General features: G+C 71.7%; 11 protein-coding genes and 1 pseudogene. 8 read left to right on the forward strand and 4 right to left on the reverse strand.

Annotation, left to right across the window (positions count from 1 at the left end; genetic code table 11):
- Nucleotides 1-77: 77 nt before the first annotated feature.
- From ACWGDB_RS00440 to ACWGDB_RS00460, 5 genes and pseudogenes are all read left to right on the forward strand, one after another.
- Complete coding sequence (locus ACWGDB_RS00440) at nt 78-824, forward strand: SOS response-associated peptidase (protein ID WP_453820336.1); 747 nt, start codon at nt 78-80, stop codon at nt 822-824.
- Nucleotides 825-964: 140 nt separating this feature from the next.
- A pseudogene (locus ACWGDB_RS00445) lies at nt 965-1910 on the forward strand (metal ABC transporter solute-binding protein, Zn/Mn family).
- 29 nt (nt 1911-1939) lie between these two features.
- Nucleotides 1940-2746 carry a metal ABC transporter ATP-binding protein gene (locus tag ACWGDB_RS00450; RefSeq protein ID WP_453820729.1) on the forward strand — a complete coding sequence of 269 codons (807 nt, stop codon included), beginning with the start codon at nt 1940-1942 and terminating at the stop codon, nt 2744-2746.
- Entirely contained in the window at nt 2743-3630 is an 888-nt protein-coding gene (locus ACWGDB_RS00455) for a metal ABC transporter permease (RefSeq protein WP_453820337.1), read from the forward strand. Before ACWGDB_RS00450 ends, ACWGDB_RS00455 begins: the two co-directional genes overlap by 4 nt.
- A 41-nt stretch (nt 3631-3671) precedes the next feature.
- Nucleotides 3672-5666, forward strand: a complete 1995-nt coding sequence (locus ACWGDB_RS00460) for a heavy metal translocating P-type ATPase (protein ID WP_453820338.1) — start codon at nt 3672-3674, stop codon at nt 5664-5666.
- 126 nt (nt 5667-5792) lie between these two features.
- Here ACWGDB_RS00460 and ACWGDB_RS00465 read toward each other — a convergent pair whose 3' ends face one another.
- From ACWGDB_RS00465 to ACWGDB_RS00480, 4 genes are all read right to left on the reverse strand, one after another.
- Nucleotides 5793-8558 carry a M4 family metallopeptidase gene (locus ACWGDB_RS00465; RefSeq protein ID WP_453820339.1) on the reverse strand — a complete coding sequence of 922 codons (2766 nt, stop codon included), beginning with the start codon at nt 8556-8558 and terminating at the stop codon, nt 5793-5795.
- A 258-nt stretch (nt 8559-8816) separates the two neighbouring features.
- Nucleotides 8817-9890 carry a LacI family DNA-binding transcriptional regulator gene (locus tag ACWGDB_RS00470; protein ID WP_453820340.1) on the reverse strand — a complete coding sequence of 358 codons (1074 nt, stop codon included), beginning with the start codon at nt 9888-9890 and terminating at the stop codon, nt 8817-8819.
- 142 nt (nt 9891-10032) lie between these two features.
- Nucleotides 10033-11796, reverse strand: coding sequence for a glycoside hydrolase family 35 protein (locus ACWGDB_RS00475; RefSeq protein WP_453820341.1), 1764 nt, complete (start codon nt 11794-11796; stop codon nt 10033-10035).
- A gap of 37 nt (nt 11797-11833) precedes the next feature.
- Nucleotides 11834-13084 (reverse strand): MFS transporter, encoded by a 1251-nt coding sequence (locus ACWGDB_RS00480; RefSeq protein WP_453820342.1) that lies wholly within the window; start codon nt 13082-13084, stop codon nt 11834-11836.
- A gap of 152 nt (nt 13085-13236) precedes the next feature.
- On the opposite strand from ACWGDB_RS00480, the gene ACWGDB_RS00485 reads away from it, so the two are divergent.
- The 3 genes from ACWGDB_RS00485 to ACWGDB_RS00495 all read left to right on the forward strand — a co-directional run bounded on the left by ACWGDB_RS00485 (nt 13237) and on the right by ACWGDB_RS00495 (nt 15429).
- Nucleotides 13237-13953 (forward strand): helix-turn-helix transcriptional regulator, encoded by a 717-nt coding sequence (locus tag ACWGDB_RS00485; protein WP_453820343.1) that lies wholly within the window; start codon nt 13237-13239, stop codon nt 13951-13953.
- Nucleotides 13950-14927 (forward strand): pyridoxal-phosphate dependent enzyme, encoded by a 978-nt coding sequence (locus ACWGDB_RS00490; protein ID WP_453820344.1) that lies wholly within the window; start codon nt 13950-13952, stop codon nt 14925-14927. The genes ACWGDB_RS00485 and ACWGDB_RS00490 overlap by 4 nt, the downstream gene beginning before the upstream one ends.
- 142 nt (nt 14928-15069) lie before the next feature.
- The gene (locus ACWGDB_RS00495) at nt 15070-15429 is read left to right on the forward strand and encodes a cupin domain-containing protein (protein WP_453820345.1); all 360 of its coding nucleotides are present in this window, start codon (nt 15070-15072) and stop codon (nt 15427-15429) included.
- Nucleotides 15430-15447 lie beyond the last annotated feature (18 nt).

Consider the following 15447-nt stretch of genomic DNA (forward strand, 5'->3'; position numbering starts at 1 on the left):
ATGATCAAGAACTTCGCCCCCACGGTCACCGACCAGCTCGTGAGGACCGGCAGACCGCACCGTGGCACAGTGGCCGTATGTGCGGACGCTATGCCTCCAGCCGCGGTCCCGAGGACCTCGCCCAGCTGTTCCAGGTGTCCGAGTGGCATCCGGAGGAAACCCTCGCGCCCAGCTGGAACGTGGCCCCGACCGACGAGGTCTGGGCCGTCCTCGAGCGCACACCGCGTGGCGCCGGCGAGGACGAGCCGGTACGGCGCCGGCTGCGGCCGCTGCGGTGGGGGCTGGTGCCCTCGTGGGCGAAGGACACCAAGATCGGCGCGAGGCTGATCAACGCGCGGGTGGAGACCGTGCACGAGAAGCCCGCCTTCCGCCGCGCGTTCGTCAAACGCCGCTGTCTGCTGCCGGCCGACGGCTTCTTCGAGTGGGACGAGGTCGAGGACAGGAAATCGGGCAAGGTCCGCAAGCAGCCGTACTTCATCCATCCGGAGGACGGACAGGTCCTGGCTCTCGCCGGCCTGTACGAGTTCTGGCGCGACCCGGAGATCAAGGATTCCGACGATCCCGCCGCCTGGCTGCTGACCTGCACCATCATCACCACCGAGGCCACCGACGCCGCAGGCCGCATCCACCCCCGCATGCCCCTGGCCCTCACTCCTGAGCACTACGACGCCTGGCTGGACCCGCACCACCAGGACACCGACGACCTCCGTGCCCTGCTCGCCCCGCCGGCGGACGGCCACCTGGACGCCCGTCCCGTCTCCCCGGCCGTCAACAGCGTCCGCAACAACGGCCCTCAGCTCCTGGACGCGGTCCCCGCTCCCTGACGCCGAAGGTGAGTTCTGGGTAAGGGTTGCCCGCTCGGACGGCTGCCAGACGCTTTTGACATCCGTTTTCATCTAGCGTGGGCCAGAAGCCGGGACGGGTGGAGCTCGGCGGATCATTCGCCTTGCCCTCGGAGGGTTCCATGCCTGCGTCCTCGTGCCGTCGTCTTCCGCTTGTGCCGCTGACAACCGGCGCATGCCTGATCCTCCTTGCGGGCTGCGGCAGTTCGCAGAATTCCGCGAGCGGCACCGACACCGCGCAGGGTCCCGCTGCCGCATCCGTCGTGCCGGTGGTGGCCTCGACGAACGTCTACGGGGACGTCGTGGAGCGAATAGGCGGCGGAAAAGTGCAGGTCACCTCGATCATCAGCGACCCCGACCAGGACCCGCACTCCTACGAGGCCAACACGCGGGACCAGCTGGCGCTGTCCAAGGCGAAGGTAGTGATCGAGAACGGCGGCGGCTACGACGACTTCGTCGACCGCATGCTGAAGAGCGGAGGCTCGTCCGCCGAGGTGGTCAACGCGGTCAAGGTCTCCGGGAAGACCGCCCCGGCGGGCGGGGGGCTAAACGAGCATGTCTGGTACGACTTCCCCACGGTCGCCGGGCTCGCCGACCGTATCGCCGCCGCCCTGGCCAAGGCCGACCCGGCCGACACCGCCACCTTCACCAGGAACGCCAAGAGCTTCGAGGCGAAACTCAAGCCGCTGGAGCAGAAGGAAGCCCGGATCAAGGCCGACCACGGCGGCGAGCGCGTGGCCATCACCGAGCCCGTGCCGCTGTACATGATCGAGGCCGCCGGACTTGAGAACGCGACTCCCGAGGAGTTCAGCGAGGCCATCGAGGAAGGCGGCGACGTCTCCGCGAGGACCCTGCGGGAGACGCTGGCGCTGTTCACCGGCAAGAAGGTCAAGGCGTTGGTCTACAACGAGCAGACCTCAGGCCCGCAGACCGAGAAGGCCGAGCAGGCGGCCACGGCCGCCGGAATCCCCGTCGTCCCCGTGACCGAGACCCTGCCCCACGGCAAGGACTACCCTCGGCTGGATGACCGCCAACGTCGACGCGCTCGCGAGCGCGCTGGCCCGGTGACGCGGTCCACCGCGGCCGCCGACGCCGCGCTGATCAGCCTGCGCGGGGCGGCTCTGTCCTACGGCGAGCGCGTGCTGTGGCAGGACCTCGAACTCGACGTGCGGCCGGGCGAGTTCCTGGCGGTACTCGGGCCGAACGGGGCCGGCAAGACCAGCTTCGTACGCGCCCTCCTGGGTCAACGGCCCTTGTCCGCCGGTACGTTGACGGTCCTCGGTCGTCCGCCCCGCAAGGGCAGCCGCCACATCGGCTACGTACCGCAGCAGGCGACCCTGTCCGCCCACGCGATGCTGCGCGCCCGGGACCTGGTCCGCTTCGGTATCGATGGACACGGCTTCGGACCCCGGCTGCGCACGGGCGCCGTACGCCGCCGCGTGGACGAGGTCCTCGCCGCGGTCGGTGCCGCCGCGTACGCCGATGTCCCCGTCAGTCTTCTCTCCGGCGGCGAACGGCAGCGCGTCCGCATCGGGCAGGCGCTCGTGACCGACCCGCGGATCCTGCTCTGCGACGAGCCGCTGCTCTCCCTCGACCTGCACCATCAACGGGCCGTCACGGAGCTGGTGGATGCCCGGCGCCGCTCCCACGGCACCGCCGTGGTGTTCGTGACGCACGAGATCAACCCCGTACTGGGACTGGTGGACCGCGTCCTCTACCTCGCCCGCGGCGGCCACCGCGTCGGCACCCCCGACGAGGTGCTGACCTCCGAGGCGCTGTCGCAGCTGTACGGCACCCCGGTCGACGTCATCCGGGTCCGGGACCGCGTCACGGTCGTCGCCGGCCCCGACGAGGTCGGGCAGCCGCCGCACCACCCCGAACTGCCGCACGGAGTACGGCCATGACCATCGCCGACGGGATCTGGCAGCAGCTCTTCACCTTCGACCACTACGGCGAACTGCTCGCTCTCGTCCGCAACTCCCTCGTCGCCGGCGCCGCGCTCGGTCTGGTCGGCGGTCTGGTGGGCGTGTTCGTGATCATGCGGGATCTGCCGTTCGCGGTGCACGGGATCAGCGAGCTGTCGTTCGCCGGTGCCTCGGCCGCCCTGCTGCTGGGTGTGAACATCGTGGCCGGCTCGATCGTCGGCTCGCTCATCGCCGCCGGGGCGATCGGACTGCTCGGCTCCCGTGCCCGGGACCGCAACTCCGTGATCGGCGTCATCATGCCGTTCGGCCTCGGGCTCGGCGTGCTCTTCCTCGCCCTCTACAAGGGCCGGGCGGCGAACAAGTTCGGCCTCCTCACCGGGCAGATCGTCGCCGTCGACACCCCGCAGATGTCCTGGCTGCTCGGCACGTCGGCCGTGGTGCTCGTCGCCCTGGCGGTGATGTGGCGGCCGCTCGCCTTCGCCAGCGCCGACCCGGAGGTGGCCGAGGCGCGGGGGGTGCCCGTACGGGCGCTGTCGTTCGCCTTCATGATCGTGCTGGGCCTCGCGGTCGCCCTGTCCGTGCAGATCGTCGGCGCGTTGCTGGTCCTCACGCTCGTCGTCACACCGGCTGCCGCCGCTGCCCGGCTCACGGCCTCACCGGTGCTGCTGCCCCTCCTGAGCGTGGTGTTCGCGGTGGCCTCCATCGAGGGCGGCATCCTGCTGGCCCTGGGCGGCAGCATCCCCATCAGCCCGTACGTCACCACGATCTCGTTCGCGATCTACCTCGGGTGCAGGCTGCTGGGCCGCCGTCGTAAGTCCGTCCGAGAAGGGGCGCCCCTCCGGGAAGAAGCCCGCTCGACATGAAGACATGAAGGGGTGTTCATCTATTCCTGTATCGTGAGCGCATGACTTCGACACTCACCCCGCCGTCGGCCGAGCGGGCCGTGTTCGCGCGTGCCGGGGCCGTGCCGCGGCGGCGTACCCGGCTCCTCGCGCTGCCGGAGGTCCGCTGGGCCGTCGCGGCCACCGCACTGTTCCTGCTCGCGCTGCCCCTGCAACTCGCCGGAGCGTCCGCCTGGGTGTGGGGTCCGCTCTATGCGCTGTCGTACGCCACGGGCGGCTGGGAGCCGGGCTGGGAGGGTCTCAAGGCACTCAAGGGCAGGACGCTCGACGTCGATCTGCTGATGGTCGTCGCCGCGCTCGGCGCCGCGTCGATCGGGCAGGTGATGGACGGCGCTCTGCTCATCGTCATCTTCGCGATCTCGGGCGCCCTGGAGGCCCTCGCCACCGCCCGCACCGCCGACTCCGTGCGCGGACTGCTCGACCTGGCCCCTGCCACGGCCACCCGGATCGCCGCGGACGGCACCGAACGGAGCGTCGACGTCGAGGAGTTGACGGTGGGCGACACCATGCTCGTACGGCCCGGCGAGCGCGTCGGAGCCGACGGCCGGGTGCTGGACGGCGCCAGTGAGGTGGACCAGGCGAGCATCACCGGCGAGCCGCTGCCCGCGCCGAAGCTGCCGGGAGACGAGGTGTTCGCGGGCACCCTCAACGGCACCGGGGCACTGCGCGTCCGGGTCGAACGGGACGCCTCCGACTCCGTGATCGCCCGGATCGTAAGGATGGTGGAGGAGGCGTCCGAGACGAAGGCGCCCACGCAGCTGTTCATCGAGAAGGTCGAACAGCGCTATTCGCTGGGCATGGTCGTGGCGACGCTAGCCGTGTTCTCGGTCCCGCTCGGGTTCGGCGAGGAGTTCTCGGAGGCGCTGCTGCGGGCCATGACCTTCATGATCGTCGCCTCGCCGTGCGCGGTGGTCCTGGCCACCATGCCGCCCCTGCTGTCGGCCATCGCCAACGCAGGCCGGCACGGGGTCCTGGTGAAGTCGGCGGTGGTCATGGAACGTCTCGGCCAGGTCGACGCCGTCGCGCTCGACAAGACCGGCACGCTCACCGAGGGCACGCCGCGCGTCCTCGACGTACGGCCCCTGCCCGGCTCGGCACTCGACGAGGACGAGTTGCTGACGTTCGCCGCGGCCGCCGAGCACCCCAGCGAACACCCGCTGGCCCGGGCCGTGCTGGACGCCGCGCGCGAGCGGCGCCTCCAACTGCCCGGCGTGCGGGACTTCATGTCCGCACCCGGGGTCGGAGTGAAAGCCGTCGTGAACGGCCGGACCGTCGAAGTGGGCGCTCCGGCCCGCCTGCTCGACGAAGCCGATGACGCCGGCGACGCGAGCCCGGTCGACGCGCTCGCCGAAGAAGTCCAGCAGTCCGGCTGTACCGCCGTCCTCGTGGTCGTCGACGGCACCCCCGCCGGGGTGCTCGGCATCGCGGACCGGCTGCGCCCGGACGCCGCGGCCACCGTCGCGTCCCTCACCGCACTCACCGGCGCCGCCCCGACCCTGCTCACCGGCGACAACCCGCGCGCCGCCGCCAACCTGGCCGCCGAGGCCGGCATCGAGGACGTGCGCGCGGGGCTGCTGCCGCAGGACAAGATGGCCGCGGTCAAGGAGATGGAGGCAGCCGGCCGCAAGGTGATGGTCGTCGGGGACGGCGTCAACGACGCACCCGCCCTGGCCGCCGCCCACATCGGCGTCGCCATGGGCCGCGCGGGCTCCGACCTCGCCCTGGAGACCGCCGACGCGGTGATCGTCCGCGACGAACTGGCCGCCGTCCCCACCACCGTCGCCCTCTCCCGCCGGGCCCGGACACTGGTCGTGCAGAACCTCGTCGTCGCCGGGGTGTTCATCGCGGGCCTGGTCACCTGGGACCTGGTCGGCACGCTCCCGCTGCCGCTCGGCGTCGCGGGCCACGAGGGCTCCACGGTCCTCGTCGGCCTGAACGGACTACGTCTGCTGCGGGACGCGGCATGGCAGCGGGCGGCCGCAGACGGGGCCGCTTGACGGGAGCTGTTGCTCAAGGGCCGTACGTGCTGTCGGTCCCCTGCGCGGGGCCGTTGGCCGCCCTGTCAGACGTCGGGCGGGCCAACGGCCCCCTGGGAGCTGCTCCTTCCGGACTGTCCGTCGAGGTCAGTCGCAGCGGCCCGCCGGCCGGGCACGGGTCACGACATCGGTGGTGCCGGTCGTCGAGTCCAGCCACACCAGCCGGCTGCCGCCGACCGCGGCCGCGGACGACTGCTCGCCCCGGTTGCAGGAGACGCGGCCCTTGCGGGTGGCCGGATCGTCGGGCGCGCCGGCCGCGGTGAACTGGTGGAGCTTGGGCGCCGAATCGTTGCTGAGCGGGGCGTCGGCCAGGTAGCTGCCGACCGTCACCCTGTCCTCGGACACCGTCAGGTCGTAGGCGTTCAGGGCGTTCGGCCCCGACTCCGGGCTCAGGTCCACCACGCCGGAACCGTCGAGCGCGGCGCGGCGCAGTGCCCTCGTCCCGTTCGTGGCGTCGTCGTCGAGGAGCCAGAAGACGTGGGTGCCGTTGATGGCCGTCGGGCCGAGACTGCTGCCGTCCGTGGCCGATTGGACCGCGGTGTTCTCGCCGGTCGCGACGTCGATGACCCGTGTGCTCACTGCGTACTCGGCGCGCACCCGCCGCCTCTCCTGGTAGGCGACCTTGCCGTGGCTCACGGACGGTGCCCACGCCCGGTGGTAGGTGCCCCCGCCGATCGTCTCCACGTTCGCCGGATCCTTGATGCTCAGGTAGGCCACGGCCCGGCGCCCGCCGTAGGTGACGTAGTCGAAGGCCACGAGGTCACCGTCGACGTCCACCGAACTGCCGGGTGTGCGGCCGTGCCACAGCTTCTTGACGGGTCCGCCCGCGAGCGGCCTGGCCAGGACGTCGACGCCGTCGGCGCCGTACGCCTGCCACACCACGGTCCTGCCGTCGGTGGCCGGATTGACGTGGTAGCGGCCGTCGTTGGGGCTCATCAGCCTGGGCGGGCCCTCGCCGTCGGCGCGCCCGGCCCACACCGAGTACGGCTCCGTGCCGTCCTCGTTGGACTTGGACGCCGCCCACCAGCCGCCGCCCCCGCCCAGGTGCGTGTTGCTGGTGTTGATCCGGTCGAGAAGGACGTCGGCGTCCATGCCGAGAGCCGACTCCCAGCCCGGCACTATGCCGTGGGCGGTGAAGGCGCGCTGCAGTGTCTTCCGGCCCGCCGCCGGGATCGCGAGGTCCTGGGCGGCGGCGAGCACGGCGGCCCGGGCCTCGGTGAAGCCGTCGAGCGGTGTGAGGTACTCGGTCAGCGCCCGGTAGACGATCTTGTCCGTCGTCTCGGCGCCCAGGTCCTCGCGCGCGTCCCACAGCGCGCCGCCGATGATCGTCGAGTTGAGGTGGACACCGCCGCTGTCGGTGGCGAAGCCGACGCCGAGGAACGACTTGGCCGTGGTGCGTCCGTCGCCGAGGTCGCGCAGCGCGCATTCCCGCGGGGGCTTGGTCCGGCAGAGCCGCTCGCCCAGGAGGCCCGAGTCGGGGTCCGTCGCGGGGATGCCGTACACGTCCGCCTCGATGGCGTTGCCGAAGTAGTCGGCGATGGCCTCGTTCAGGGCGCCGGACTGGCCGGCGTAGACGAGGTTCGCGGAATGCTCGATCACGCCGTGCGTCATCTCGTGGCCGACGACGTCCATGGCCGCGGAGAGCGGACGGTACTCGGCGTCACCGTTGCCGTACACCATCTTCTGCCCGTCCCAGAAGGCGTTGACGTACGGCTGCCCGTAACTGGTCACGCCGACCAGGGAGTTGATGGTCATGCCCCGGCCGTCGAGGCTGTCGCGGCCGTGCTTGTCCTTGAAGTAGTCGTAGACCTGCCCGGCGGCCCAGTGGGCGTCCACGGCGCCCGAGTCGGTGGCCTCGGAGCCGAAAGCGGGCGTCGGCGAGCCGAACTCCTGGATGCCCTCGGGCCACACGCCGCCCACGTCGGTGAACCACTTGCCGCGCGCATCCCAGGTCGACAGGACGTTGCCGGAGTCACCGGCGGGTATTCGGGAGCGGTCGCGCAGGACGTACAGGCCACGGTTGTCGTCGCGGTCGATGTCGAGCTCGACGGTGGTGCCGTCGAGCCTGACCCCGGAGCCCTTCTCGGCGGCGAGCCGCTGCCGTTGGCGCCTGTCGGCCACGGACTGCCCGGCTGTTGCGCGAGGAGTGCCGAACGTCTTGATACCGCTGTACTGAAGGACCGGATACCCGGCGCGCGCGTCGACGTAGACCTCGCGGCGCACGGGCGCACCGGTCGCCGGGTCGGTGCCGTGCACGGTGACGTGCCGGGTGAGGACGCCTGCCCCGGCGGGCAGTACGACCAGGCCGCGCGCGGTGCCTTCGAGCGGGCGTGCCTCCCCTGCCCCCTCGTGCGGTGGCGGCGCGGCGAAGTTCCTGTCGCCGAGCTCGGTGCGGACGGCCTCGACGGCACGCTCGACGGCGAGCGCCTCGCCGACCTCGGCTGTCGTGCCGGTGCTCAGCTCGGTGAAGTACTTGCCCGAGGTTCCCGTGACGACCCGCTCGCCGTCCTGCCGCTGCATACGGACGACATACTGGCCGCCCAGGACGGGCACCCCCCGGTGCCGCTGCTGGAGCCGTACGGTCTCGCGGCCGTCGGCGGCGGTGGTCCCGGCGGGCACCAGATCGCGGTTCGCTTCCGGGATCCGGTACCGGCCCTGCCTGCCGTCCAGATGGGCGCGGGCCGCGGCTGCGGCACTGCCGGTGGCAGGGGCCCGCTCCCGGATGCCCCGTACCAGCGCCGGGGTCTCGGTCTCCTGCCCCGGAATCACCTCCGCCGGGCTCGGCGACGGTGCCGGCGCCTGCGTCACGGCGTCGGCAGGCGCCGCCGAGACGACGAGTGCGACGACGCTCAACAGCGCCGCCGCACCCGGTAATCCGATCGGTCGTGCCCGGTGACCGCCTCCACGGCCGCCGACTCTTCCGGTGCCTCTTCTGGGGTGACGCACGGTACGCACGGTCTCCCGACCCCCCTCGCTCACGGCGCCGGGGGCACAGTGCCCCCGGCCAGGGGTCATCGAAGCGGCGATGTTCCGTTCGATCAACGGGGCCGGTGTGCCCACAGGTGACTTCCGGCCGCAGTCGGGGGAGGGTGCCGCTCCCGCGGCTGCCCGTCAGCGCCCGGGCTCGGGCGCAGGGCCGCTGCTGCGGCGCACCACCAGGTCTACCGGGACGAGCGAGTCGACCGGAAGCGGCTCGGCAGGGCCGTCGAGCCGGTCCAGCAGCAGGCGCAGCGAACGCGTGCCGATCTCGGCGAAATCCGTGCGCACGGTGGTCAGCGGGGGCAGGAAGTGCGCTGCCTCGGGGATGTCGTCGTAGCCCACGACGCTGACGTCGCCGGGGACGGACCGGCCGGCCTCGTGCAGCGCGTGCAGCACGCCGAGGGCCATCTGGTCGTTGGACGCGAACACGGCCGTGACATCGGTGCGCCGGGCCAGGCGACGGCCCAGCTCGTAGCCGGAGTCGGCGCTCCAGTCTCCGACCAGCGGGGCCGGCACCTCCGCGCCGGCCGCCTCCAGACAGGCCTGCCAACTGCCCAGCCGCTGGTCGGCGGAGGTCCAGCCGGTCGGGCCCGCGATGTGCCACACGGTGTCGTGACCCAGGTCCAGCAGATGCTCGGTGGCCTTGCGGGCTCCGGCCCGGGAGTCGCCGGTGACCTGCTGGGTGTCGGCGTCGAGGCCGTTCTCCAGCACGACCAGCGGGGTGTCCAGGCGGGTGTCCGCGAGGGCCTTGCCCACCCACAGCTGCGGGGCGATGGCGATCACCCCGTCCGCGCCCTCGGCGGACAGCCGGTTCACCGCCTCGACGACCGTGTCCGGCTCGGCCGTGTCCAGTGCGATCGAGCTCAGCAGATAACCGGACTCCTGGGCCGCGGTGTTGATCGCGGTCAGGATCGAGGCAGGCCCGTAGCGGGCCGCGTCGAACGTGATCACACCGACCATCCGGGTCCTGCCACTGGCCAGCGACCGGGCACTGCGGCTCGGCCGGTAGCCCAGCGTCCGCATGGCCGTCAGAACCGTCTCGCGGGTCTCGGCCCGCACCGACGGATGGTCGTTGAGGACGCGCGACACGGTCTGCTTGGAGACCCCGGCCAGCCGCGCCACGTCGTCCATCACGGGACGCGCGCCCGCGAAGTTCCGTCTGCTGCGCCCTCTTGGAGCGGAGCCGTCGGCGCAGCTTCGGGTCATGAGCGCTGTTCCCTCGACATCGGTACGGCGGTGGGGTCCCGCCCTGGCAGGACCCCAGCATAGGCAGGGCCGTGGCCGGCGCTGCCCTCCTTCATCCCGGGCGACTCCCCGTCATCGGTCTCGTCTTCAGCGACTCCGTTCGTCAGTCGATCTCCGGGCCGAGGTCGGCGGTATCGGTCAGCTGCGCGCGGGTGCCGGTGGTGGCGTGCAGCTCCAGCAGGACGAGGTCGTTGGTGCCGGGGCGCAGGATCGGTCCGGGGACGTAGAGGGTGCGCTGTGGGCCGCGGTTCCAGTAGCGGCCGAGGTGGAAGCCGTTGATCCAGGCCTGGCCCTTGGTCCAGCCGGGCAGGGCGAGGAAGGTGTCGGCCGGGGCGTCGACGTCGAACGTGCCGTGGTGGAAGGCGGGTTCGGCGGCCGTGGTCGCGTCGGAGGCCTCGAACGGCACGGCGTCCAGGCCGTCGAGGGACAGGGGATGGCAGTCCCAGCCGTGCAGGGGAGTGCCGTTGAAGGTGACGGGGCCGAGCAGGCCCTTGGGCGCGCCGATGCGGGGGCCGTAGTTGACGCCGCCCATGTTCTCGACGAGCACCTCCAGTGTGGCGCCGGGGCGCGGTACTCGTACGGGCAGCGTCTCGTCGTGGCGTTCGCGTTCGAGGACGCCGACGGGGGAGCCGTCCACGAAGACCTGGGCACGGTCGCCGACACCGCCCGAGCAGTGCAGCAGCCCGTCGCCCACCGCGCCGAGAGTCGTGCGGTAGAGGGCGTAGCCGGAGTGCAGGCCCAGGTCGTTCATCGACGCCGGGTCCTCGGTGCGCAGGGGCTCGGCGAGGGTGCTCGCGTGGGGGAGGAGCGGGGCTCGACGGCTCAACTCGACCGTGGTGGGCGGGAGTTTGGGCGCCGGCACGGGGACGGGCTCGGCCGGGACTTCCGCGTGGCGGGCGATGACCTCGCGGAAGGCGTGGTACTTGGGGCCGGGGTCGCCGCACTCGGTGAGCGCGGCGTCGTAGTCGTACGACGTCACGGTGGGTTCGTAGGCGTGCTTGTGGTTTGCGCCGTTGGTGAAGCCGAAATTGGTGCCGCCGTGGAACATGTAGATGTTGACCGAGGCGCCCGCGGACAGCAGGCGGTCCAGGTCGGCGGCGGCGTCGGCGGCGTCCCGCACATGGTGGGGTCCACCCCAGTGGTCGAACCAGCCGATCCAGAACTCGGCGCACATCAGCGGGCCTTCGGGCTGGTGCCCGCGCAGCTTCGCCAGGTTCCGGTCGACCCGGCTGCCGAAGGTGGCCGTCGCGAGGAGACCGGGGAGAGCGCCGGCGTCCAGGTGCTCGGCGTCGGCCTGGTCGCAGGTGAAGAGCAGCTCCTCGACGCCCCTGATGCGGAAGGCCTGTTCGAGATGCTTGAGGTACGCGGTGTCGTCGCCGTGGGCGCCGTACTCGTTCTCCACCTGGACGGCGATCACCGGGCCACCCGCCTCGGCCAGGAAGGGCCGCAACGGGGGCAGCAGCGCGTCGAGGTAGCGGTCCACCGCCCCGGTGAAGCGCGGGTCGCTGGTGCGCGGCCGGATGTCGGGGTCCGCGATGAGCCACGCGGGCAGCCCGCCGTCGTCCCACTCGGCGCAGATGAACGGGCCCGGGCGCAGCAGGACGTGCAGGCCCTCGTCGCGCGCGAGTCGGAGATACCGGGGAAGATCGAGGAGGCCGTCCAGGACCAGCGGACCGTCGGGGTCCGGCTGATGCAGATTCCACGGTACGTACGTCTCCACCGTGTTGAGCCCCATCAGGCGGGCCTTGCGCAGCCGATCGGCCCACAGGTCGGGATGGACCCGGAAGTAGTGCATCGCACCGGAGATGATCCGGAACGGCTCGCCGTGCAGCATGAATCCGTCGGCGGACGTCGTCAGAGCGGACATGCAATGAGTTCCCTTCACCATGAAGTGCTGGGTGGATTCAGTGAGTTCGGGTACCTCGGGTCAGCCGGAGCGTGACGGCCAGGCACAGCGCCGAGATGACGGCCAGCAGGACCGGGACCGCGCGGATCCCGGACCACTCGATGGCCTTGCCCAGCGCCGGTCCCGCCACCACCCCGCCGACGATGGAGGCGGCGATGACCAGCGCTCCCGCTCTGTGAGCCGACGGGGCGGCCCGGTTGAGCCACGGCAGCCCGGTCGGGAAGATCGGCGCGATGAACAGGCCGACACCGGCGTACGCGTACGGCGCCGGCTCCGGAACCGTGGCGAGCAGCAGACACACCGTCATGCCCGCGCACGAGACGGTGATGATGGCCTGGGCGGAGAAGCGCAGCGCGATCGGGGCGACCAGGAAGCGGCCGACGGTCATCATCAGCCAGTACCCCGACGTGGCGGTGGCGGCGGCCTCGGCGCCGTAGCCCACGGTCTCCAGGTGGGTCGGCTCCCAGCCGCCGACGCCGGCCTCGATGCCGACGTGCAGGACGTACAGGGCGACGAACATGGCGAGTACGGAGCCGAGGCTGCGGGCCAGGACCTGGCCGCCATAGGTGTCGCTCGACCTCTCGGTGGACCTTTCGATGGAACTCCCGGAGGTTGTCACGGCGGACGTCTCCATCGACGTCTGCGTGGCCGTCCCGGGTGACTGCGGTGCCCGGTCGCGTACGCCGCGCAGGCACAGCAGAAGCGGCAGGTTGGCCAGCGCGAAGCCGAGGAAGACCGCGGGGTAGTGCGCGGAGCCCACCGCGCCGATCAGGGCCGGGCCGAGGATCGCGCCGATGCCGAAGTGGGCGTTGAGGATGTTCAGCATCGCGGTCGAACGGTGGCCGAAGCCGACGGCGAACAACCGGTTGAGGCCGTAGTCGATGCCGCCGAAGCCCAGCCCCGCCAGCAGGGCCATGGCCAGCGCGGCCGGCCAGGTCGGCGCGAGTGCGAAGCCGGCCGCACCGAGGGCCATCAACAGATACGAGGCACTGAGGATCCGCCGGTTGCCGACCCGACCGCGGCCGTGGAGCCGGTCGAAGAGAAGCACCCCTGCCACCCCGCCCACGAAGTGCGCGCTCAACGCGAGGCCGGCGGCCGACGGAGACAGGCCGAACTCCCCGCGGAAGGCGGGAATCGCCGGGCCGTACAGGGCTTGCAGGGCGCCGATGAGCACGAAGCCGGCGCAGGAGGCGACCACGGCGACGGGGCTGAAGACACGTGGGTGCGGGGGTGCCGACGTCACCGTCATGGCGCGTGATGTTACCGGTAACAAATGCAGGACCGTCAAGATTCGGGACCTTGGACCAGTGAATTGGACTCCCAGTACAGGCTCTGGACCTGTAGTCTAGAAAGGTGGCTCGGGGATCAGGCTGCCGAGCCCTTGCGGCAGAGGAGTGTGCGATGGCGGCCGAGCAGGCCCTCGAAGCGGAGCGGGACGCGATCGTGGCCGCGCTGAGACCGGTCGTCGACGGGCTCGCGGCGACGTTCGGGCCGATGTGCGAGGTGGTCCTGCACGACTACCGGCGGCCGGAGAAGTCCGTGGTCGCCGTGGCCGGTTCGGTGACCGGGCGGGCCGTGGGCGGAGCGATGAGCGAGATCGGCATGCGGGTCCTCGCCGGCGGTGACAGCGCGGGCGACGAGCTCAACTACGTCACCCGCGCGCGCGGCGGCAAGCTGGTCAAGGCGTCCACCATGGTGCTGCGGGACTCCACGGGTGCCGTGTTCGGCGCCCTCTGCGTCAACCTGGACGTCACCGCCGTCAACGACGCCCACGCCCTGCTGGGAGCCCTCGCCGGCATCGGCGCCACCTCGGCCGACGTACCGGTCACCACCTTCGGCAACGACATCGACTCCGTCGTCGACGCCATCCTCGACGCCCACCAGCTCCGGCAGAACGGCAGCTGGGCCGGTCTCGCACGCGCCCAGCGCCTGGAGCTGTTCCGCGGCCTGGACGAGCGGGGCGTCTTCGCCGTGCGGCGCGCGATCGAACAGGTCGCGGCACGGCTCGGCATCTCCCGCGCGTCCGCCTACAGCTATCTGTCGCAGGCGCGCACCGAGGCCGGGGCGGCGACGGACGAGGCCGCGACCGACATGACACCCTCTGGAGGACACGCGTGACGACCACCACCCCACCGGTCACCCTCGACGACGTCCGCGACGCCGCCGCCCGGCTCAAGGGCGTCGCGCACCGCACCCCGGTGCTGCGCTCGCGCACGCTCGACGAACTCGTCGGCGCGGAGGTCTTCCTCAAGTGCGAGAACTTCCAGCGCGTCGGCGCCTTCAAGTTCCGCGGCGCCTACAACGCGGCCTCCCGTCTGACGCCGGAGCAGTTGGAGCGCGGCATCGCCGCATACTCCTCCGGGAACCACGCGCAGGCCGTCGCCCTCGCCGCCCGGGAGCTCGGCACCACCGCGGTGATCGTCATGCCCGAGGACGCGCCGCCGTCGAAGCGTGCGGCGACCGTCGGCTACGGCGCCGAGATCGTCACCTACGACCGTTACACCGGCGACCGGGTCGCGATCGCCCAGGCCCTGGCCGCCGAGCGCGGCCTCACCGTCATCCCGCCGTACGAGCACCCGCACATCATGGCCGGGCAGGGCACCGCGGCACTCGAACTCCTCGAAGAAGTTGGGGAGTTGGGAGCGCTGCTGACGCCGGTCGGCGGCGGTGGGCTCATCGCCGGCAGCTCCACGGTGGCGAAGGGCCTGTACCCGGACATCCGGATGATCGGCGTGGAACCGGAGGCCGGGGACGACACCAAGCGATCCCTGGAGGCGGGGCGGCGCATCAGCATCCCGGTACCGCACACCATCGCCGACGGCCAGGCCCTGCACACCCCCGGCGAACTCACCTTCTCCGTCAACCGGCGGCTCGTCGACGCGATCGCGCTGGTCGGCGACGACGAGATCCGGGACGCGATGCGGTTCGCCTTCGAACGTCTGAAGATCGTCGTCGAGCCGAGCGGTGCCACCCCGCTGGCGGCCCTGCTCACCGGCCGGGCAGGCGCGCTGCCGCGCCGGGTCGGCGTGATCATCTCCGGGGGCAATGTCGATGCCGAGCGCTTTGCCGAGCTCTGTGGGACACGGGCCTGAGCGGGGATTCCCCCGAATGGCGGCCCCGCATGGCCGGGCGGACGATGGAGTGGTAGGGGGCCGGCCGCCGACGGCGCTGCGCAGGGTTCGCCGGGGAGACCGGCCGCGGTCGCGGTGAGAAGCGGCCGGAAGGGAGCCCGCCATGTTGGAAGTGAAGCCCATAGACAAGCCGGATGAGCGGCGCGATTTCCCCCGCGGTCACCTCGAAGCCGTCCACATGACGGATCTCGACTTCGCCGTGGCGACCTTCGAGCCCGGTTGGCGCTGGACGGAGTCCGTGGCCTCGATCGCGGGTACCGATACCTGCCAGATGCACCACAACTGCTACGTGGTCCAGGGCCGCATGCACATCCGCATGGACGACGGCGGCGAGAGCGAGGTCGGCCCCGGCGACGTCTTCGTCTGCACGCCCGGACACGACGCCTGGGTCGTGGGCGACGAACAGGTCGTGGTCTACGACTTCCAGGGACAGACGGCGAGGGAGTACGCGAAGCAGAAGTAGCGCCCGGCCGCCGACTCG

The organism is Streptomyces sp. NPDC055013 (assembly GCF_053608645.1).

What these genes read in the sequence shown, in the direction of transcription:
- ACWGDB_RS00480 (WP_453820342.1), bottom strand. Translation starts at nt 13,084, where the DNA reads ATGACGGTGACGTCGGCACCCCCGCACCCACGTGTCTTCAGCCCCGTC.
- ACWGDB_RS00440 (WP_453820336.1), top strand. Translation starts at nt 78, where the DNA reads ATGTGCGGACGCTATGCCTCCAGCCGCGGTCCCGAGGACCTCGCCCAG.
- ACWGDB_RS00470 (WP_453820340.1), bottom strand. Translation starts at nt 9,890, where the DNA reads ATGACCCGAAGCTGCGCCGACGGCTCCGCTCCAAGAGGGCGCAGCAGA.
- ACWGDB_RS00485 (WP_453820343.1), top strand. Translation starts at nt 13,237, where the DNA reads ATGGCGGCCGAGCAGGCCCTCGAAGCGGAGCGGGACGCGATCGTGGCC.
- ACWGDB_RS00455 (WP_453820337.1), top strand. Translation starts at nt 2,743, where the DNA reads ATGACCATCGCCGACGGGATCTGGCAGCAGCTCTTCACCTTCGACCAC.
- ACWGDB_RS00460 (WP_453820338.1), top strand. Translation starts at nt 3,672, where the DNA reads ATGACTTCGACACTCACCCCGCCGTCGGCCGAGCGGGCCGTGTTCGCG.
- ACWGDB_RS00495 (WP_453820345.1), top strand. Translation starts at nt 15,070, where the DNA reads ATGTTGGAAGTGAAGCCCATAGACAAGCCGGATGAGCGGCGCGATTTC.
- ACWGDB_RS00475 (WP_453820341.1), bottom strand. Translation starts at nt 11,796, where the DNA reads ATGTCCGCTCTGACGACGTCCGCCGACGGATTCATGCTGCACGGCGAG.